We start from the raw sequence: 19899 nt of genomic DNA on the forward strand, positions 1-19899 counted from the left end.
CTACTGGTCGTTTTCTCCTTCCTGCCTTAGGAATTCCTCTACTATCTTCTCGGCCTCTTTCCTGGCCTTCTGTTTAATGAACTCCTCCAGGTCTTTTCTTGGCTCGTCGGGGTGGTTTATGGGGAAGTTTTGCTTTTGGAGGAACTCTTTTATAGCTTTGTTCTTTTCACCTGTGTAGTCTAAAAATGCTCCAACGGAAGGCTTTATGAAGGCCTTTTTAAGCCCTCTCTTTTTCAGAAATTCGTTAAACTTACTGAGTTTTGTTACGGGAATGGACTTTTCAGTGGCAACTTCTTCCAGATAGTAACTCAAAAAGCTCTGATACCATTCCTTATATTTCTTCTCAAACCACTTTTGTGTCTCTTCCTTTATCGTTATTTTTTTATCACTGATGTTCCTTGTTGCTTTGTCTTTAGAAGGTTTTTCTCCCAAACGTTTTTGTGAGTTTGACTCTGCTTTACGCCAGACTGTGTAGCCCAGAATTCCGCCTATAAGCAGGATGAGTAAAGCTTCTAAGATACCCATCTTATCCTCCCCCTTTTTCTTGAAGAGCTTACACATGGCCACACTCCACTTTTATAAGGTTTGATAGCTGCTTTTTGACTTCCTGAAGGTGCTGGAGCTCCTTTTCCACCTTCGCCACTTCTTCTTTTAACCTTGCCGAAGCTTTCTCTACGCTCTCTTCTTCTTCCAGGAGCATTCCAAGGGCCTTACTGACAGTTTCTATTCTATTTGCAATTACCATTCCAACTTCTTCAAACTTCTGGCTAATTGCATCACGAAAAGCCCTTTTTATAATGTTAGGCAGTCCTCTTAACGATTTTTCTATAAAAATAAGGCTTCTGTTTTTTATCTTGGCAATAAACTTCTTTCTATTTCCGCCGTCAACTAATCCGAAAGTTAGAAATCTGATAAAGCTTTTTGCTAAATTACTGCATTCTTTCTTAAGTTCCTCAAGTTCATAGTATAGTTCTTTCTCCTGTTCTGCTAACTCCTCTTCAACTTCAGCCATACTTTCTGCAAAAATCGTGTTGAACGGGAAGAAATCGAAAGTATCAGAAACATCAACTCCTAAACCTTTAGCATTCTTTTTGAACTCTTCGTAAGCGATATTCATATTTTGCTTAAATTCCTGTGCCTCTTTATTCTTGTCGCTGAGCTTGCTTTTAATCCTTGAGAACATTTCGTTTACCGTTGCCTTTATCCTGAAGGCAGCCTCTCCCGGAATTGCATCCCAGTCCACAGACTCTAACTCTTTTGCAATTCTTTCAATGTTTCTTCTTCCCTGCCTTATCTCTTCGTTAACTATTTTGTCTACATATTTTCTAAACCTGTTTATATTCTCAAATGCTTTGTCGTTGAGTATTTTTATGCTTTTTTTAAGTTTTTTTCTGGCCTGTTCAAGCTCTTCAATTTTTCTCTCAATCTCCTCTCTGCTCTGACCTAAAGCTTTAAGCTGTTCACTTTTAGCTTTAAGGTTTTTCTCAACCTCTAAACTTTTCCTGTCTATAAGCCCGATAATTCTCTGTTTGTGGGTGCAGAGGAGGTAGTGGCCTTTAGTTTTAATTAGCTTCTTCTCTATTACCCTTTCAAGCTCTGGTATTCCGTGTTTTTCCTCGTCTAAGAACTCTTTCTCGTAAAGCTCCTCGGCGTGCTCCTGGAACTCTTCAGGAATACACTCGTCAGGCTCAATTCCTGCTTTTTCGCAATCTTTCAGCATTCGCTCTATAAGGCCTGCAAGGGCGCTTACAAACGCTATAGACTCTTTATCCTGCATTATTCCTCTGACTTTTAACCTTTCGTCATTTTTTACTGACTCTACCCAGGCTTTTACCTCTTCTATGCTTGTTACTGTATCTATTTTGTTTACGGCAAATACCATTAGGTTTGGGGGAACGGTAAGCAGGTATTCGTTTATGAACTCAATATCTGGCTCTGAAAAGGCCTGTCCCGCATACACCACGTAGACTACGGCGTTGGAGTTTTTAATCCACTTTTTCGTCTCCTCAGAGCGTAGAGGGTTGGGGTCGTTTGTTCCTGGAGTATCTACTATTGTTAGCTCCTTGAGTATGGGATTGGGGTAGTAGATTGTTATTTCTTTTACGAATGGAGTGTACTCTCCATCGGCCCCTACAAACTTATTCAGCTCTTTAAGCTCTCTAATTTCCTTTGAAGTTCCGAGAACGCTGTCAGGGTATATACCTTTTGTAATTCTCTTGTTTACCTCTTCTTTAAGGTATTTATCAAAATATTTTTCTCCGTCTTTTTCTACTTTCTGGAGCTCTTTCCACTCTTTTTGAGAGTAGAAGTTAACCTTAAATTTCAGTTTTTCTCCGTATTTGATTAGTGTGAGTTTTGCTGTATGAGGTGTTATTTTTGAAGGGAGAACCGGCTTTCTGAAGATTAAGGCATTTAGCAGAGTTGACTTTCCTGCTTTAATTTGGCCACAGAAACTTACTGTAAACTCTTCTCTGTCAAGTTCACTTTTCCATCTTTCCACCTCCTCTTTTTTAGCGATACCTTCTTGGACTAATTTATCGTATGCCTGGAAAATCTCAGCCTTTCTTTTTTTAAATTCCTTTAGCATTATCTCCTCCCTGTTTTTAGTAATTTTCATTAATCAGTTCAACGAGATACTCAAAAAATGAATTAACGGTTTCACTAAAGGTCGGGTAAGGGTCGCGAGGGTCGTGATGCAATGCCTGTTTTAAAGCTTTGTCCAGAAGGTATTCATCTATCTTAAGTTCTTTCTTGAGGAACTTTTTGACATCTTTAAGAAAAATCCACTTTTCGAGAATGGTTGATTTTCTCTTAGACTTGTGTGATAGTTCGTTATCGGCTGCTAAAGCATCCTTTAATACATCTTTCCATATACTTTTTACCTGCCTGATTAGCTCTAAATCCCTGGTATTTAGAATTATGCAGTTGCTTTTAGTTTTTCTTGAAGTTTGTTTTTGAGGAGTCTGAATGGATTTGTTTATGCTATTAATGGTATCTTTGAGTTTCTGCAGTTTTTCCCCTGTATGTTTTGCTTGTTCTTTACCTCTTGCTTCCAGTGATTTAAGCTGTCCTTCCAGATGGTTAATTATAGGGGTGAAAAAGTCTCTTATGGCTTCGAGTTTATCTCTGGTATTTGAGTATGCTTCTTTTACTGCCTTTTTGCTCTTTTTTATAAGAGTAGAGTCTAATTTAAGAAGCTTTCTTTTCCGCTCTAAGTAGTCTAAAACGTCTTTTACTATTGCTGTTAAGTCGGCTCTGGGATTTCTTATTACCGTTGAACGGGCCTCTTCTTGTAAGGAATTTAAAAATTTAAGGGTTTCTTTGAGTTCCTGAATTGGCTCAAATTCTTCAGGAGAGACTTTAACCTTTTCAAGGTTTTTGTTTGCAACTTCAACCAATTCTTTCTTAAGTTTTTGAATTCTGCGCTCAAGGAGTTCTTCTTTTTGCAAACTAAGCTCTTTGAAAGTCTCTAAAAGTTTTTTATGAGCTTCAAAGAGTTTTTTATCTCTTTCTCCTACTGTTTGATATTCAAATATTTCTGTTCCCTCATCGGTTTCTAACTTTATCTCTACCTTTTGTGACCTGGAAGAGGTTCTCTTTTTCTTGAAAAGTGGTTTTTTCTTATCAGTTTCAATGGATATTGATACTGTTTTCTTTTTTAAAAGTGCATCGATTATTTTACTCTCTATTTCCCTTTGGGCTCTCTCGATGGTTTGAAGGTCTCTCACTGCTTTGGCAGAGTAAACTATTACTTTGTTAAATAGCCCGTTGTTGTTTTCTTTCCAGAAGCTGAGGACGGTATTGATATTTTCTTCTGAAGCTATGTCGGCTTTGTTTAAGACTAAAATCCAAGGGATATCTGCTTTCTCTTTTTTCAACGTTTCTATTCTTTTTTTGGTTGTTTCTTCAAGAGACGGCTTTGAAATGTCCTGGACAAATAAAACTGCGTCTGCTTTCTCTTTAAATACTGTTTTAGTTACTATTTCGTCGGTTTTATTTTCGGGGTTCTCAAAACCGGGAGTATCATAAAGAATAATATTTTCAAGCAGGGGAGACGGATACTGATACTCAAAAAAGGCAACCTCTGTCTTTTCCATGTTAGAGATTTTATGTTGAGAGCTTTCAAGATATTTCTCTTTGCTTATCTCCTTTTTCGTTCCGTCCGATAGAATTTGAAATATTCTCTCTTCTTCCCCATAGATAAAACGCGTTATTGAAGATGTTGTAGGGTTTACCTTTACTGCGCATACATCATCACCTAAAAGAGCGTTTATTATCGAAGATTTTCCGCTTGAAAAGTTTCCTATGATTGTTAAGTTGATTTTCCCTCTATTTTCCTGGTGCAGTAGCTGTTGTTTAAAAACTTCTAAGGCTTTCTTCTCTATCTCTTCAAATTCTTTTCTAAACTGTTGCCTTCTGAAATCGTTGTTAATATCTCTACACATTGAAATAACATCTAAAAGCTTTTCCAGTTCCCTGGTTAACCTTTGTTCCTCTTTAGGTAGCATGTTGTTCGTTTGGGCTTGCTTGCTCACTTTAGACACCCCTTGCAAGTTTTTCTACTTTTTCAATATCCTGAAGGAGTTCTTGTTTGTATTTGTTTAGCTCCTTTATTGAGTTGAGTTTCTGCTCTTTCAGTTGAAGTAAAATTTCCTTTTTGATTTCTTCCTTCTCTTGAAGCTCACTGAAGGTATCCTCTAAGATTTTTTCTAATTCTTCCTCAATGCTGTTGCTTATCAGGGAAGAGATTTGAGGAACGATTTCATCGTACTTAGAGGCAAGGTATTTTCTGGCTACTGGATTCCCTATGATTTCTACGGGGTTAATACTTTTAATCACTTTGGCCAAAATCTTACCTGCTTTCTCCAGCCCTACTGCTTTACCTATCTTTCCAAGTTTTGAAATAAATGCACCGGCTATACCTTCGGCTGCGTTTGCTGCTCCCGCTCCGGGGATAACTATGGCTGTTAAAACTCCTGTGAGAATTACTTTTATGATTTCAATTTTTTTAAGTTCGCTTGCTATCTGCTCTTTTATGCTATTAACAGCTTCTTTAATGGTTATCGATGAGAACTCTTCAGATAGTTTCAGCTTTCTTTCAATGAGCTTGTTTATTCTATCTGTGAATTCTTCTTCAATTTGGGAGAGGATTTGTTTGAGCTCGTCCTCATCTTCTGCTGAAACTATATTCATTTTGTGAGCTCTTAGAAGTTTTTCTGCTATGTAGAAAACCTGCTCAGCTATTTCTGTAACAGCTTCTTGAAGTTTTTTCTTTTCTTTTTCTATCTGGTAAAGCTCATTTTCTACGGTATTTATCTCCCTGTCTATTTGGGAGTTATCAAGTTCTGTTTTGCTAAGCAGGTCTCTAAGGCTCTTAGCAAGTTCGTTGGCAATTTTTGCTGCCTCTTTAAGGCGCCTCTCTTTTTCTAATATCTCTTTTTTCTTAAATACTTCCTCCTGTAAGCCTTTTAGGAAACTTTCAATTGATGCGCTATCCCCTTCAAAGGCTCTTTTGGCCGAGGTGACAAAGATTTTGTTTTCGACTCTCTCTTGGATTTGTAATTCTTTAAAGAGAGTTTGGATTACTTTTGTGGCGTGTTTTTTTACCTTTTCTATGTCTTTCTGAGGAATTCTATCGGCTTTTGTGAGCACGAAGAGCGTTTTACTTAGTAGGGGTTTAACATCGGGTCTTTTAAGAAATTTTAGGACCGATTCCGGGATTGTTCCAAAAGTTATATCTTGGCATACAATGGCAGCATCGAGTTCCGGAAGGTAGCCAAAGGTTATTTCTGTGTCGGTCTTCTCGAGTGACGCTATTCCTGGGGTGTCGACCACTTCGATTCCTTCCGGAAGGTGTTCTAAGGCAGGTATTTTTACTAATGCTTCTCCTTCTTTTCTTCCCAGTGCTATTTCCTGGAATTCCAGAGGTTCTATTTTGATGATTTCTCCGTTTTCTTCTTTAAAGAACTCCGGAACTTCAACGGATTTGTCCGGAATTAGATGGATTATGTTCTTGGTTGTAGGTTTTTCCATAGTCGGCAGTATTCTTGTTCCGAGAATTGCGTTTATTAAGGACGATTTTCCCGAATTGAACTCTCCCAAAAAGCCTATTTTGATTTGTATGGGCGCCTCGAGCTTTTCCAGCTTTTGAAGTATTGTCTCTAAACCGTATTTTGCGGCTGTTTCCTTCAACTCTTGAATCATTTTTCCCTCCTTGTTTGGAAAAAACTTTAAGTTTCTTATGACCCAAATTTTGGGTTATAAGCCGGGGTTTCGGAGCACGTGGTGTTTGAGGTAATATTCCTTTAGTTTCCGGAGGGTTGCCTTGCAGGAGTGCAGAGTTCTTGTGGTTGAAGACGACCCGACTCAGAGGGAGCTTCTTGTAGAGCTCCTTCGTGAGGAGGGTTTTAACGTTTCTTCCGCTCCGAGTGCCGAGAGGGCCTTAAGGCTTTTTCAGAAGGAGCGTTTTGACGTTGTTGTTACAGACGTTCGCCTTGAGGGTATGAGCGGGCTGGAGCTTTTAGAGCGTTTGAAGGAGCTTGACTCCGCGGTAGAGGTGATAGTTATAACGGCCTTTAGCAGCGTGGAAGATGCTATTAAGGCTATTAAGGCGGGAGCTTTCCACTACGTTACCAAGCCTTTTGAGCCGGAAGTCCTTTTAAATCTTGTGGCTAAGGCGTGTCAGCTCGCTTCTCTTCGGAGGCCCTCTAAGGAGTGTTGCGGTATCGTTTACGCCTCTAAGCAGATGGAGGAGGTTGTCCGTCAGGCTTCTCTCTTTGCAAAGAGTGATGCCCCGGTTTTGATTACAGGGGAGAGCGGAACAGGCAAGGAGCTTCTGGCCCGTTTCATCCACAAGGAAAGCGGCCGCAAGGGCCCCTTTATAGCCGTTAACTGTGCGGCAATTCCCAAAGACCTCTTTGAAGCAGAGCTTTTCGGCTACGAGAGGGGAGCTTTTACCGGCGCAACTTCCTCTAAGGCCGGCCTTGTGGAGGAGGCCGAAGGGGGAACTCTCTTCTTAGACGAAGTGGGTGAGCTTCCCCTTGAACTCCAGCCGAAGCTCCTCCGTTTCCTTCAGGAGGGGGAGTTCCGTCGCGTTGGCGATACCAAGCTGCGCCGCTCCAACGTTAGGATAGTTGCCGCAACAAACAGAGACCTTGAAGGGCTTGTTTCCGAAGGCCTTTTCAGGGAAGATCTCTTTTACAGGCTCAGCGTGTTGAACCTTCGGGTTCCGCCCCTGCGGGAAAGGCCGGAAGATGTTCCGGTTCTCATAGGCCATTTCCTCGAGAAATACTCGGATAAATACAAAAAGGAGGTGAAGCTCTCTCCGGAAGCTTTAAGCCTTTTGCTCTCCTATCCCTATCCCGGCAACGTCAGGGAGCTTGAGAATTTAATCCACAGGATAGTTGTCCTCTCCCAAGGGGAGGTAACTCCTCAACTCGTAGAGGCCCTTTTGGGCTCAAAGAGCAGCCACTCCTCTTTTGAAGTTGACTTCTCCCGTCCCCTTCCGGAGCAGGTGGCACAGTTTGAGAAAAGAATGATTGAAGAGGCCCTGAAAAGGACCAATTACGTCCAGACCAAAGCTGCTAAACTTCTCGGTATAGATGAAAAGTCCTTAAGATATAAGAGGAAAAAGTACGGAATATGAGGAAGGAACGTTTTGTAGTTCCCGTTGTAGCCCTTTTTCTGCTTCTCGGGGCGGCCCTTGCCAACCTCTACTACCTCCACAGCGAGCTGGGGAAGTTCTACCGCCTTGTCATAGATGAGGAGGTTGCGCGGATTCGCTCCGTTGTGGAGGGGACGATAGCCGCAGGCGGAGACCCGGTTGAAGCCTTAAGCGTTTACCTTGAGAAATCTAAGCTCTTAAAGGGGGTTACATTCTCTTTGGAGGGTAGGGAAGTTATAGTCCCCGGTTCTCAAATCTCGAAGGACTACTACAAAGTGACCCTTTCGGTGAAACCTTTTACCTTTAACCTCTACATAGATGCCTCTTACCTTAAGGAGCTCAACAAACACATACTTCTGGCCTCTCTTTTCCTCATCTTCTTCTCTCTGCTGTCGGTCTCCCTGTTGCTCTGGTATATGCGGGAGTTCTACAAGGAGAAAATCGCCCTCGAGCTTGAGAAGAAGGAAAAGGAGCGCCTCTCCACTATTAACCTTGTGATTCACTCACTACTTCACGAGGTAAAGAACAGGCTCAACGCTTTCAGGCTCTTGCTGTACCGTTTGGAGAAAACGGGCGATGCCTCCTACATTGAAAAGCTCAAAGGCGAAGTTGCCCTTCTCTCCCGTTACATAGAGGAGACGGCCGACCTCCGAAGGCCTTTAAAGTTGAACCGGGCCCCCGTTAGAATAGACTCACTCCTTCGGGAAGTTGCAGAGAAGTTTAAGGACCTTGCCGAGGCCAACGGCGTTAAGATAGAGATTTCTGTTGAGCCTGCCGAGCTTCTCGCAGACAGAGACAGGCTCTACTCCCTCTTCTCCGACCTTTTAAAGAACGCCATAGAGGCTCTCTCTTCCTACCGGGGCGAGCGCATCGTGAAAATAACCGGTAGGAGCTTCCGAGATGTGTATAGGGTTGAAGTTGCCGACAGCGCCGGTTCACTCCCTAAAGACGCCTTTAAACTCTTCTCCTCCTCTAAAAAGGGAGGATTCGGCCTCGGGCTCTTTAACGCCCGCCGAATAGCCCTTGCCCACAACGGAAGCCTTTCTGCCAGGGTAGAGAAGGGCTGGACGGTTTTCCGGGTGGAGCTCCCCCTCAGGTAGCTTCCGCCTGCTTCGGAAAATTTTCCGACCCACTCCCGCCGATTCGGAAATTTTTCCGACCCCCCTCCTCTTTGGCCAGCCTTTTTCAGTCGGTTTAACTTGGCACGGATGTTGCTTATTAAAACCGGTGAACTGCTTAAGAGGTAGAGACATGAGAAAGCTTCTAAATCTGACGTTAGCCGCTTTAGCGGCCTTAACCGTTCCGGCGTTTGCCGCCCCTTACGGAGGATGCCCCGTTTTTAACCAGGGGGCTCAGTATTACCGTTCTGCCCTTTCACCTCAAGAGGTTAAAGACCTCCTCCACATGAGGGAGGAGGAAAAGCTCGCCCGTGACGTTTACCTTACCCTCTCTTCCGTATACCCCATTCCCGTTTTCAGGAACATCGCCCGTGCGGAGCAGCGCCATATGGACGCCGTTGGAACGCTTTTGAAACGCTACGGCATTAAAGACCCTGTTGCCGAAACCGGAGACCGGGTGGGCGTTTTTAAAGACCTAGAGCTTCAGAAGCTCTACACCGAGCTTGTTAACCGCGGGAAGCGCTCTCTTATAGACGCCCTTAAGGTGGGAGCAACCGTAGAAGACCTGGACATAAAAGACCTTGAAGAGGCCCTCTCCAGGACGAACCGCCCCGACATAAAGTTTGTCTACTCCAACCTTATGAAGGGCTCGAGAAACCATATGAGGGCCTTTGTGAGAACTCTCCGTCGTTTCGGTTCGGACTACTCCCCCCACTATATATCAAGAGCGGAGTTCAACCGGATACTCTCTACTCCCCACGAAGTAGGCCCTGCGAGAACGGGGCTCAGGAGGGTTGAACTCCGTGGCGAGGTCCTGGCAGTCTACAAGCGTTCCGGACTGGGCAGGACCTCTGTAAAGTGGTGGGTGGTGGAGCTTCAAACCCCCCAAGGAAGGTTTTCTGTATTCGTCTCCCCCTCTTGGCTCCACCCCCGCCTCTCCCTTTCTCCCGGAGATACCGTAGAGCTTGAAGCCTTTTCTCCTCCCTATTTTGGAAGCTCCCGGTTTGTCGCCTGTAAACTTAAAAACCTGACAAGCGGAGCTGTTTACGACTTCTCTTCCTGGAGGAAGGTCTGCGGGAGGCTGTAATGTTTAGGCTTTTACCGATAATATCTGCTGTGGCCCTCTTTGCCGGAGCTCAAGGAGCAACCCCGACTGCCGAGAGCCTTGCCCTGGGCTACCAGGTGGAAGGTGTTGTCGAGAAGGTAGCGGCCTCTGAGCTTTTGCTCTCCACCGATTACGGGCCGGTGGTTTTAGACCTTAAAAAAGTAGCCCTTAGGCCGAAGAAGGGGGAGAGGGTTTCCGTTTACGGCTACCACCCGGCCGGTAAACCCTTGAACTACCTGGTTCCCTGCCGGCTCTCTGTAGGCGGCAAAACGGTAACCGCGGCATGGCCCCGTTGCCTGCTCCTTGAAGAGTTTCACAAACACGAAGGGGCCGCAGGCGAGAAAACCCAATAGAGGAGGTGGCTATAGCTACCGTTACAGGAGTTACATCAACAGACTACGCCCTTCAAGCCATGCAGCAGCACCGCTACCGCAGGGGTGGAGGCGGCAACGGCTTGGGGCAACTTATGAGGCAGCTCTCTCAGGACCAAAGGCAGCAGGTTGCCCAGCTTCTGCAGTCTTTGCCTCAGGACCTCAGACCGGTTGCAAAGCAGCAGATTCTTCAGATTGACTACGCTTCGCTCTCTGCCGACCAGCTCTACCAGCAGATGGTTTCGGTTATCAACGCCGTAGCCTCTCAGGTTACCGGAAGCTCTCAGGAGGGAAGCTCTATCAGCGTTTACGCTTAACCTCTTGCCTGCGGTCCCCTTTTAAGAACATCTGACTAAAAGGAGGTGAGATGCTCAGGAAGTTTGTAAGCTCTGTACTCTTCTTCTCCCTTATTGCGATGCTCATTACCGGAACGGTGCTCTTCATAATGCCCCACGGCAGGGTTGCCTACTGGACGGGCTGGCACTTCTTGGGACTCGATAAAGACCAGTGGGATAACCTCCACATAATCTTCGGCTTCATCATGGTTTTCTTCGGTATCTGGCACGCAGCCCTTAACTGGCGCAGCCTCGTTAACTACTTTAAGGAGAAAGACTTTCTCTTTGCAGGCTTTTTCTCCCTTGTGGTTGCCGTGGGTGCCGTTTTAAACGTTCCCCCCTTTAAGAACTTCATAGAGTTTGGGGAGTCTATAAAGCAGAGCTGGCCCAAGCCGAAAACGATGCCTCCGGCCCCCCACGCAGAGCTCTTTCCCCTGACGAAAATCGCAAAGATGGTTGGCTTAACGCCTCAGGAGGCGCTTTCGATTCTTAAGCAGAGCGGTCTGAAGGTCTCCTCACCCAATCTGACCTTGAAGGAGATTGCCCGCCTCAATAACACCACCCCTGCCCACGTTTACGAGCTTCTGTTAAAGCACGGCAAGAAGACCCCTTCTCCTGCGGCAGCCGGAGGTTTCGGTATGGGGCGCATGACCTTGAAGAAGGTCTGCTCCGAGCTGGGCATTCCCGTTAGCTCCTGCATCGAGCGGCTGAAAAAGGCCGGTATAGAGGCCTCTCCTGAGCAGAGGCTCAGGGATATAGCTTTTAAACACGGGTACTATCCGTACCAGATTCTTCAGATTCTTAAAGGAGGTAGCAATGGGCAAGTTAAACAGGCTGGCCATTAACGATGAAGGCTTCATTTTCGACCCCGAAACGGGAAACAGCTTTACTGTGAACCAAACGGGTCTCTTTATCATCAAGCTCCTGAAAGAGGGCAAGAGCGAGGAGGAGATAGTGCAGGCCCTTACCGAGGAGTTTGACGTTTCCCCCGAGGAGGCCCGCAGAGACCTTGTGGACTTTATAGAGCAGCTCAGGCTCAACGGCCTTCTGGAGGTGAAGAATGTATAGAGTTGCGGTTTCCGGCATCAACGCCGTTGATAACCCGGGGCCGGGAGTCGGCATAGCCAAGAGCTTGAAGCAGAGTGACCTTGAGGTTACCGTTTACGGCCTTGCCTACGACGCTATGGAGCCCGGCATCTATATGGACTGGCTCATAGATAAGAGCTTCATAATGCCCTACCCTTCCGAGGGGGAAGAGCTCTTCCTCCAGCGGCTCTTCTACATAAAGGAGCGCTACGGGCTCGACGCCGTTATTCCTGCCCTCGATGCCGAGCTTCCCCTCTTCATTAAGGGTGCCCAGTTCCTTGCCTCTTCCGGGATTAAGACCTTCCTTCCCACCGAGGAGCAGTTCAAGCTCCGGGGCAAGGATAAGCTCCCCATGGTTGCCGACCGCATAGGGGTTAAGGTTCCCAGAACCGTAACCGTAACCTCTTACGAAGACCTGGTAAAGGCCGTTGAGGAGATTGGCTTTCCGGTAATGATTAAGGGAATCTTCTACAAGGCCTACAAGGCCTACAACGTATCCCAGGCTACCGGCTACTTTAACTCCATAGTTTCCGAGTGGGGTTACCCGGTAATCGTTCAGGAGGTTGTCTCCGGCGAAGAGATGAACGTTGTGGGGTTGGGAGACGGCGAAGGCGGCCACTTCGGCCTTGTGGGGATAAAGAAGCTCTGGATAACGAGCTTAGGCAAGATTTGGACCGGCGTTACGGTTCGCAACGAGGCCCTGCTTGAGGCGGCCGCCAACTTCGTCTCTTCCTTTAAGTGGCGTGGGGCTTTTGAGTTTGAGTGTATAGTGAACGGCTCCACCATCTACCTGATAGAGGTGAACCCCCGCTTCCCGGCTTGGGTTTACTTTGCAACGGGGGTAGGTGTGAACCTTCCGGCAAGGCTCCTTAAGGCGGCTCTCGGCCTTGAGCCGGAGTGCTCCTGGGATTACGAGGCCGGGAAGCTCTACGTTCGCTACACCGACGATTTGGTCACCGATATGTCCCGGTTCCAGAAAGTTGTGACTTCGGGAGAGACTTAACGGGGAGGCAGAGATGGCTATTAAAAGGCTTCTCTCTCTTTTGCTTCTCGTTTCTACGGCGGCCTTCCTCGGAAGCTGCTGCCCGTGCACCAAGAGGTGCTTTAACCCGTGTAAACCGTGCAAACCGTGTAAGTGCTTAAGGAGGTAACAACCATGAAGAAACCTTACGAGAAACCGGTTATCTTCAAACTCAAAACCGGTTTCATGAACAAGTTCGGCGGAGGCTCTTACTTCCTGAAAAAGGTCAGAACGAAGATAGACGGCGTTCCCGTAGATGAGCTGGTTGAGCGGTTCGGTTCTCCCCTGTTCGTCTTCTCTGAAAAGAGGCTTCGCAACAAGTTCAGGGAGCTTAAAAACGCCTTTACCCTCCGCTACCCTAACGTTGAGTTCAGCTGGTCTTACAAGACCAACTACCTCGACGCTATCTGTGCAATTCTCCACTCTGAAGGGGAAACTGCCGAAGTCGTTTCGGAGTTTGAGTACGAGAAGGCCCGCCGCCTGGGCGTTCCGGGCAACCAGATAATCTACAACGGCCCCTACAAGCCCTTAGACTCCTTGAGGAGGGCCGCTCGGGAGGGAGCCAGGATAAACATCGACCACTTTGAGGAGATTGCCGACCTTGAGCAGGTGGCCGACGAGCTGGGAACCAAGATAAAGGTGGGTATAAGGCTCAACATGGATACCGGTATAAAGCCCCAGTGGAGCCGCTTCGGCTTCAACCTTGAGAACGGCCAGGCCCTTGATGCCGTTAAGAGGATTGCCGCCGGCGGCAAGCTCGAGCTTGTGGGCCTTCACTGCCACATAGGGACCTTTATCCTTGAGCCCCGTGCCTACGAAAACGAAGTGAGGAAGATGGTTCAGTTTGCCTACCAGGTTGAGGAGCAGTTCGGCTTTAAGATTGAGTACTTGGATATCGGAGGCGGTTTCCCCTCTAAAAACAGGCTTAAGGGGGTTTACCTTCCCCCAGACGTTGCCGTTCCTTCGATAGACGAGTTTGCCGAGAGGGTGTGCAACGCCCTCCTCGAGAGCTTGAAGCCCGGAGACTACCCCAAGCTCATCCTTGAGAGCGGAAGGGCGATAGTTGACGAGGCGGGCTTCCTCATAACAACCGTTCACGCCTCTAAGAGGATGCCCGACGGCCGCCGTGCCTACGTTCTTGATGCAGGGGTGAACATTCTGTTTACCGCCTTTTGGTACCACTTCAACGTGGAGCTCGATAGGGAGGTTCAGGGGCCTTCCGAGCCGTGTATCCTTTACGGCCCCTTGTGTATGAACATAGACGTTGTAGACGACGCTGTTCAGCTTCCGCCCCTACCCCGGGGAACGAGGCTCATACTCTCCCCTGTGGGGGCTTACAACGTGACCCAGTGGATGCAGTTTATCCGCTACAGGCCGGCGGTTGTTCTCATCGGCGAGAACGGGGAGGTTGACCTTATCCGCGAGGCCGAGGACCTTTCCGATATTGTTCGTCGCGAGAAGCTCCCGGAGAGGTTGAAGCTGCAATGAGCTTCTTAACCCGCTACGCCGTTTCCATACTGAAGAGCTACTCGGCGGTTCTCTTTAACTCCAGCGTTTGGGGAGGAGCTGCTCTCCTCCTCCTCACCTTCCTGAACCCGAACGTAGGGTTCGGCGGCTTTGTCTCTTTGATTTCCGCCTACCTGTTTGCACGGCTTGTGGGCTTTAAGGAGGAGTTCCTCAGGCTCGACTACTACGTTTACAACCCGCTCCTTGTGGGGCTTTCGCTGGGCTACCTTTTTAAGCTGAACTTCTTGAGCTTACTCTTCTTTACAATTGCCGGGATTCTGTCGTTCCTGCTCACCTACTTTATCTCATCGTTCCTCTACTACTACCTGAAACTGCCGGTTCTCAGCGTGCCCTTTGTGGTGGGAAGCTCCCTCCTCTACCTTGCAAGCTCCAAGTTCTCTAACCTTTTTGTCGGGAGCCTCTACCCCCAGTTCCACTTCTTTGTAAAGCCCCTCCCTCTCCCACTGCCGGTTGAAGGTTACCTGAAGTCGCTGGGGGCCGTTTTCTTTACCCCCACTGTTTTAGGCGGTGCTGTAATATTCGCGGTTCTACTTGCCGTCTCGCGGATACTGGTTCTCCTCTCTTTAATCGGCTACTTCTCCGGAACCCTCTTCCAGGCACTACTGACCGGCTCTGCCTACCACGCCTTTACAGACACGGCCGCCTTTAACTACATTCTGGCCTCTATGGCGGTTGGAGGCGTTTTTCTCGTTCCCTCCCTCAGAAGCTACAAGTTTGCCCTGCTGGCCTCTCTGCTTGCCGTTCCCTTCAACGCTGGTGCCAAGGTGTTCTGGGAGAGTTACGGCCTTCCGGTTTTCGCCCTTCCCTTTAACGTTACCACCCACCTGCTCCTTTACGTTCTTATGTCGGTTAACTACTGGGCGGTTGTGAAGCTCTACAAGGGAACCCCCGAGAGGACCTTGGACTACTACCTGACTTTTGTAAAGCGTTTCCCCTCTACCGATAGGGAGGTGAGCCTGCCCTTTTCCGGCAGGTGGACCGTTTGGCAGTCGTTCAACGGCGAGTGGACCCACAAGGGCCCCTGGCGTTATGCCGTTGACTTTGTCATAACCGACCAGGAGGGGAATACTTACTCGGGGGACGGCTACTACCTTACCGACTACTACGCCTTCGGTAAGCCCGTTCTCTCGCCGGCCGAAGGTCAGGTGGTTTCGGTAGTTTCTACCCTACCGGATAACCCTCCGGGCAAGGCCGACAGGGAGAACAACTGGGGTAACTACGTGTTAATTAGGGACAAGCGGGGTTTTTACGTTCTTGTCGCCCACTTTAAGCAAAACAGCATCAGGGTGAAGCCCGGCGACTACGTTGTTCGGGGCACTCTTTTGGGCCAGTGCGGCAACTCCGGCTACTCCCCTCAGCCCCATATCCACATCCACGTTCAGCTCCTTCCCGAGCTGGGAGCTCCTACTGTTCCCTTTGTTTTCTCTTCCTACCTTGTTGGCAACCTCTTTAAGGATGCCGGCGTTCCTTCTGTCGGTGAGGTGGTTGAGCCGGTTTACCCCGATAAGTCTCTGTTATCGCGGCTCAACTTGTTAATAGACCAGGAGCTCTCCTACTCGGTTTTCGAGGGTGAAAAGGAGGTTTCAGAGCTTCACCTCAAGGTTAAAATGGCCCCGGACTCCACCTTCTACCTGACAGACGGCAGGGCGAAGCTCTACTTCGGAATCAGGAACTCCACCTTCTACTTCTACCACTTTGAGGGGGATACTTCTTCTCCCCTTAAATACCTCTTCTTCTCGGCCCCGAAGATTCCTCTCTTTGAAAAACAGGGAGTTTACTGGCGCGACTACCTTCCCCTTATAGCCGTTACTTCACGACTGAAGAGGGAGCTCTACCTGCTCCTCTCCTCGTTTAAAGAGAACCTGTTTCAGGTTTCGGTTAAAAGCTCTTGGAAAGGAAGGGATTCCTTGCACTCTGATATACTTTTACCCTCCGGTAAAAGGGTTGAAGCTTTTACACTTTTATCCCCGGACTACGGCTTCGAGGAGATTCGTTACGGCTCTATAACTTTAAAGAGAAGGAGGTAAGGATGAGGAAGCTCTTGGCTGTGGCAACTCTGTGTTCTGCCATATGGGTTTCTGCTGCATCTGCGGCTGAGCTCGATGCTCCCGTTCACGGCTACGAGGCGCTCTACGGCACCTACATCAACTACAGCGGCTCCGGCCTTAAAGATTACGGTTACGTGGGAACCGGTTACCTCTCCTTCGGAGAGAAAGGCAACGCCGTTCAGCTGGGCTACAGCTATACCTACATCAACTACAAAACCGGCAGCAACCTCACGCAACACGACTTTACCGCCGCCTACTCAAACACCAACGGCATACTGAGAAACCATACTTTTACCCTTGGCGGTCACTACATCAGCAGCGACGACGACCTTACAGACGGCGGTTACACCCTATTCTTCGACGGAACTTACAACAGCTACCAGAAGCGTTACCCTTACGCCTTCCAGTGGAACGGGGGGCTCGGCTTTTACTACACCCGTTACCCCAACACTGTAGATTTCTACGTTTTCCAGTTTACCCCCCATACTACGGTGAAGCTCTTCTCTAACTACCGTCAGGGAGCCCTCTACCTCGACTTTACCGGTTACGCAATTCACGTAAATAAGGCCTCTCAGGTCGGTCTGGATAAATCCAACTACTACTCTGCCGAGGCGGCCCTCCGCTACTACTACGGCAGTTACGACGTTAAGGTGGGTGGCTGGCTCGGTAAACAGGTTTTCGCCGTTAAGAACATGGGATTCGTTGTTTACAACCTGTCGGAGAAGTACAAAGGCGGTGCCGAACTGGAGCTTGGCTATACCTTCAGAAACGGTTTAAGGCTCTCTTTAAACTACACTTACAACCGTTACAAGGAGCTTGAGACCGACGACTCTGTTAACCAGTCGGTTGTAACGGTTTCTCTCGGCTACCGATTCTAAGACGGAGGGTAAATTGAGGAAAATCGCCTCTTTGATTCTTGCCTTTCTGTGGGCCGTTTCGGCCCACGCAACTTCCCTCTCTTACCAGGAGATTAAACAGGCCTACTACCGCTCTTACCTTTACGAAAAGAGCGGAGATTACAAAGACGCGATAAACGCCCTGATGCCGGTTTATCAGGCCTATCCCAACGGTTACACGGTTAACCTGAGGTTGGGGTGGCTCTACTACCTGTGGAAGAAGTACTCAAACTCCGAATACCACTACGGTAAGGCTTTAAAGGCTATACCCTCTTCCGTTGAAGCTATGCTCGGCCTGACCCTTCCCTACATGGCCCAGGGCCGCTGGACAGACGTAGAGTCTATCTGCTACCGTATACTCAAAATAGACTACTACAACTACTACGGGAACCTGCGCCTCTCTGCTGCTTACAGAAACCAGGGGAAATTCAAGTACGCCGAAGCCGTAGACCGTAAGATGCTCGCAATCTACCCTACAGACGGCCAGTTCCTCCTTGAGCTTGCACGCTCCCTCTACGGGGAGGGAAAGCTCGCCTACGCCGAATCTATACTGAAAGACCTTTTAATACTCGAACCGGAAAACTACAAGGCCAAAGAGCTTCTCTCCCGAATAGAATCGGAGCTGAAGACCAAAAAGAGCACCTCCAATTCAACTTCCCGAAACTGACCGGGGGCGGCCTTTACTTCTGCCTTCCGTTTACTTTAAACCAGCTACCGAAAGAGCTCAACTCCCCCTTTCCCACTCAATTCTCGGTAGCCCCAAATTAAAAAGGGGCCATTGCGGCCCCTTAACTTCTCTAACCCTTACTTGGCGGTAGTTAGCGTTTATTCCTCTGAATCCGGAGTATCCACTTGCACTTAAACCTACTCTCTGCCGAGCCTTTTAACGGCCTTAAGCCCTATATCTCTCCTGTAGTGCATACCTTCAAAGTGAATCTTCTCTATCGCCCTGTAAACCCTTTCCCTTGCCTCTACTATGTCTTTGCCCAGGGCGGTAACGTTTAAAACCCTTCCGCCGTTTGTCACAAGTTTTCCGTTTTCCAGCTTGGTTCCGGCGTGGAACACCACAACCGACGGCTCTTTTTCGGCCTCCTCTACGCCGGTTATCACCTTACCCTTCTCGTACTTTCCGGGGTATCCCTTAGAGGCGAGAACCACACATATGGAGGTTTCGGGGCTCCAGCGGAGCTCTTCAACGAGCCTTCCCTCCGCCGCACTCAGACACACCTGGGCCAGGTCGCTCTCCAGCCTCCTCATGAGGGTTTGGGCTTCGGGGTCTCCGAACCTTACGTTGAACTCGAGAACCTGCGGGCCGCTCTCTGTTATCATGAGTCCGGCGTAGAGAACGCCCCTGAACGGCGTTCCCCTCTCCCTCATCCCTTTCAGTATCGGCTCTATTACCCTCTTCTGAACTTCCGCCTCAAGCTCTTTAGACATAACCGGAGCCGGCGAGTAGGCCCCCATGCCTCCGGTGTTTGGCCCTCTGTCGCCGTCGAAAACCGCCTTGTGGTCTTGGGCCGGCTCAAGGGGGATGTAGCGCTCTCCGTCGGTAACAACAAGGTAGGAAACCTCTTCCCCTTTAAGGCACTCTTCAACAACGATTCTGTTTCCGGCCTCGCCGAACACCTTTTGAACCATTATCCTCTCTACCGCCTCCAGGGCCTCTTCAACCGTTTGGGCAACAACAACTCCCTTGCCGGCGGCAAGGCCGTCGGCTTTCACAACTATCGGAGCCCCCTTCTCCTTTATAAACTCCTTGGCTTTGTTCGGGTCTTCAAACACCCAGAAGGGGGCGGTAGGGACTCCCAGCTCCCTCATAATCTCTTTTGCAAACACCTTGCTCCCCTCGAGCCGGGCCGCCTCTTTACTGGGGCCGAACACCTTGAGTCCCTTTTTCTGGAACTCGTCGGTTATACCCGCAACAAGCGGAGCTTCCGGCCCCACAACGGTTAGCTCTATCCCTTCCCTTTGGGCAAACTCGGCCAAGGCCTTAACGTCTGTTGGGCTGATGGGAACACACTCCCCTACTTTGGCAATCCCCGGGTTCCCCGGGGCTCCGTAAACCTTCTCAACTTCGGGACTCTGTGCCAGCTTCCAGGCAAGGGCGTGTTCCCTGCCTCCGCCGCCTACAACGAGAACTTTCATCTTCCGCTCCCCGTTACCTTATAAATTCCTGCGCAATTATAACAGTATCGCCCCTTTGGAGCGTAACGATTCTATACCTTACCCGCCTCTTTCTTACCCGAACTTTTCTCCCCTTCACCCGTGAGAGTATCCTCTTAACGTAGTTCTCCGTTTCCCGGTAGGGGGGAACGCCTCCGTACCGCTCTACCGCCCCCTCCCCTGCGTTGTAAGCGGCAAGGGCGAGCTTCCAGTTCCTGTACTTCAGGTAGAGCTTTCTCAGTAGCTTTGCCCCGGCGTTCAGGTTCTCGTCGGGGTCAAACGGGTTTTTCACTCCGAGCTCCCTTGCGGTTTGCGGCATAAGCTGACACAGCCCCATTGCTCCCTTCGGGGAGACCGCCCTGGGGTTAAAGTTTGACTCTGCCTTTACGAGCTCCACAAACAGCCTCTCGGGCAGTCCGTACTTCCTGGCGTAGAGCTTGGCTTTTTCCACTAAGGAACCGGCGTTTTTGGGCCTCTTGAACCGTTTCTGCCCTACGCCAACTATGTGGATAACGCCGTCCTTTTCGTAAACCTTTATCCACCCCTTTGCGCTGCTCGGCACCACC

19 protein-coding genes are annotated in these 19899 nt (G+C 48.6%); 13 read left to right on the forward strand and 6 right to left on the reverse strand.

Annotation, left to right across the window (positions count from 1 at the left end):
* Genes THEAM_RS04665 through THEAM_RS04680 form a run of 4 tightly spaced genes read right to left on the reverse strand, consistent with a single transcriptional unit; the run spans position 1 to position 6204 of the window.
* Positions 1 to 561: a hypothetical protein gene (locus THEAM_RS04665; protein ID WP_013537678.1), complete on the reverse strand. Its 561-nt coding sequence runs from the start codon at positions 559 to 561 to the stop codon at positions 1 to 3.
* A complete protein-coding gene (locus THEAM_RS04670; protein ID WP_013537679.1) occupies positions 554 to 2587 on the reverse strand; it encodes a dynamin family protein in 2034 nt (677 codons plus the stop codon). Before THEAM_RS04670 ends, THEAM_RS04665 begins: the two co-directional genes overlap by 8 nt.
* Positions 2588 to 2603: 16 nt before the next feature.
* Complete coding sequence (locus THEAM_RS04675) at positions 2604 to 4535, reverse strand: dynamin family protein (protein WP_013537680.1); 1932 nt, start codon at positions 4533 to 4535, stop codon at positions 2604 to 2606.
* A 1-nt stretch (position 4536) separates the two neighbouring features.
* Positions 4537 to 6204 (reverse strand): dynamin family protein, encoded by a 1668-nt coding sequence (locus tag THEAM_RS04680; protein ID WP_013537681.1) that lies wholly within the window; start codon positions 6202 to 6204, stop codon positions 4537 to 4539.
* 121 nt (positions 6205 to 6325) lie between these two features.
* On the opposite strand from THEAM_RS04680, the gene THEAM_RS04685 reads away from it, so the two are divergent.
* From THEAM_RS04685 to THEAM_RS04740, 13 genes are all read left to right on the forward strand, one after another.
* Entirely contained in the window at positions 6326 to 7645 is a 1320-nt protein-coding gene (locus THEAM_RS04685; RefSeq protein WP_013537682.1) for a sigma-54-dependent transcriptional regulator, read from the forward strand.
* Entirely contained in the window at positions 7642 to 8763 is a 1122-nt protein-coding gene (locus THEAM_RS04690; RefSeq protein WP_013537683.1) for a sensor histidine kinase, read from the forward strand. Before THEAM_RS04685 ends, THEAM_RS04690 begins: the two co-directional genes overlap by 4 nt.
* 151 nt (positions 8764 to 8914) lie before the next feature.
* The gene (locus THEAM_RS09570; RefSeq protein WP_013537684.1) at positions 8915 to 9868 is read left to right on the forward strand and encodes a DUF2202 domain-containing protein; all 954 of its coding nucleotides are present in this window, start codon (positions 8915 to 8917) and stop codon (positions 9866 to 9868) included.
* Positions 9868 to 10239: a hypothetical protein gene (locus THEAM_RS04700; RefSeq protein WP_013537685.1), complete on the forward strand. Its 372-nt coding sequence runs from the start codon at positions 9868 to 9870 to the stop codon at positions 10237 to 10239. The genes THEAM_RS09570 and THEAM_RS04700 overlap by 1 nt, the downstream gene beginning before the upstream one ends.
* Before the next feature lie 5 nt (positions 10240 to 10244).
* Entirely contained in the window at positions 10245 to 10574 is a 330-nt protein-coding gene (locus tag THEAM_RS04705) for a hypothetical protein (RefSeq protein ID WP_013537686.1), read from the forward strand.
* A 50-nt stretch (positions 10575 to 10624) separates the two neighbouring features.
* Positions 10625 to 11437 (forward strand): DUF4405 domain-containing protein, encoded by an 813-nt coding sequence (locus tag THEAM_RS04710; RefSeq protein WP_013537687.1) that lies wholly within the window; start codon positions 10625 to 10627, stop codon positions 11435 to 11437.
* The gene (locus THEAM_RS04715) at positions 11409 to 11660 is read left to right on the forward strand and encodes an HPr-rel-A system PqqD family peptide chaperone (protein WP_013537688.1); all 252 of its coding nucleotides are present in this window, start codon (positions 11409 to 11411) and stop codon (positions 11658 to 11660) included. The genes THEAM_RS04710 and THEAM_RS04715 overlap by 29 nt, the downstream gene beginning before the upstream one ends.
* Positions 11653 to 12681: an ATP-grasp domain-containing protein gene (locus tag THEAM_RS04720; RefSeq protein WP_013537689.1), complete on the forward strand. Its 1029-nt coding sequence runs from the start codon at positions 11653 to 11655 to the stop codon at positions 12679 to 12681. The genes THEAM_RS04715 and THEAM_RS04720 overlap by 8 nt, the downstream gene beginning before the upstream one ends.
* Before the next feature lie 13 nt (positions 12682 to 12694).
* Positions 12695 to 12829 (forward strand): hypothetical protein, encoded by a 135-nt coding sequence (locus THEAM_RS09805; RefSeq protein WP_013537690.1) that lies wholly within the window; start codon positions 12695 to 12697, stop codon positions 12827 to 12829.
* Positions 12830 to 12834: 5 nt separating this feature from the next.
* Positions 12835 to 14187, forward strand: coding sequence for an alanine racemase (locus THEAM_RS04725; protein ID WP_013537691.1), 1353 nt, complete (start codon positions 12835 to 12837; stop codon positions 14185 to 14187).
* Entirely contained in the window at positions 14184 to 16253 is a 2070-nt protein-coding gene (locus tag THEAM_RS04730) for an urea transporter (RefSeq protein WP_013537692.1), read from the forward strand. Before THEAM_RS04725 ends, THEAM_RS04730 begins: the two co-directional genes overlap by 4 nt.
* 2 nt (positions 16254 to 16255) lie before the next feature.
* Positions 16256 to 17152 carry a TonB-dependent receptor gene (locus THEAM_RS04735; protein WP_013537693.1) on the forward strand — a complete coding sequence of 299 codons (897 nt, stop codon included), beginning with the start codon at positions 16256 to 16258 and terminating at the stop codon, positions 17150 to 17152.
* 13 nt (positions 17153 to 17165) lie between these two features.
* Positions 17166 to 17837 (forward strand): tetratricopeptide repeat protein, encoded by a 672-nt coding sequence (locus THEAM_RS04740; RefSeq protein ID WP_013537694.1) that lies wholly within the window; start codon positions 17166 to 17168, stop codon positions 17835 to 17837.
* Between the two features lie 197 nt (positions 17838 to 18034).
* On the opposite strand, the gene purD is transcribed toward THEAM_RS04740, so the two are convergent.
* Positions 18035 to 19315 (reverse strand): phosphoribosylamine--glycine ligase, encoded by a 1281-nt coding sequence (gene purD, locus THEAM_RS04745; RefSeq protein WP_013537695.1) that lies wholly within the window; start codon positions 19313 to 19315, stop codon positions 18035 to 18037.
* 13 nt (positions 19316 to 19328) lie between these two features.
* Positions 19329 to 19898 (reverse strand): lytic transglycosylase domain-containing protein, encoded by a 570-nt coding sequence (locus THEAM_RS04750; protein ID WP_232203422.1) that lies wholly within the window; start codon positions 19896 to 19898, stop codon positions 19329 to 19331.
* Between the last annotated feature and the right edge of the window lies 1 nt (position 19899).

The organism is Thermovibrio ammonificans HB-1, from assembly GCF_000185805.1.
Lineage (GTDB): Bacteria > Aquificota > Aquificia > Desulfurobacteriales > Desulfurobacteriaceae > Thermovibrio > Thermovibrio ammonificans.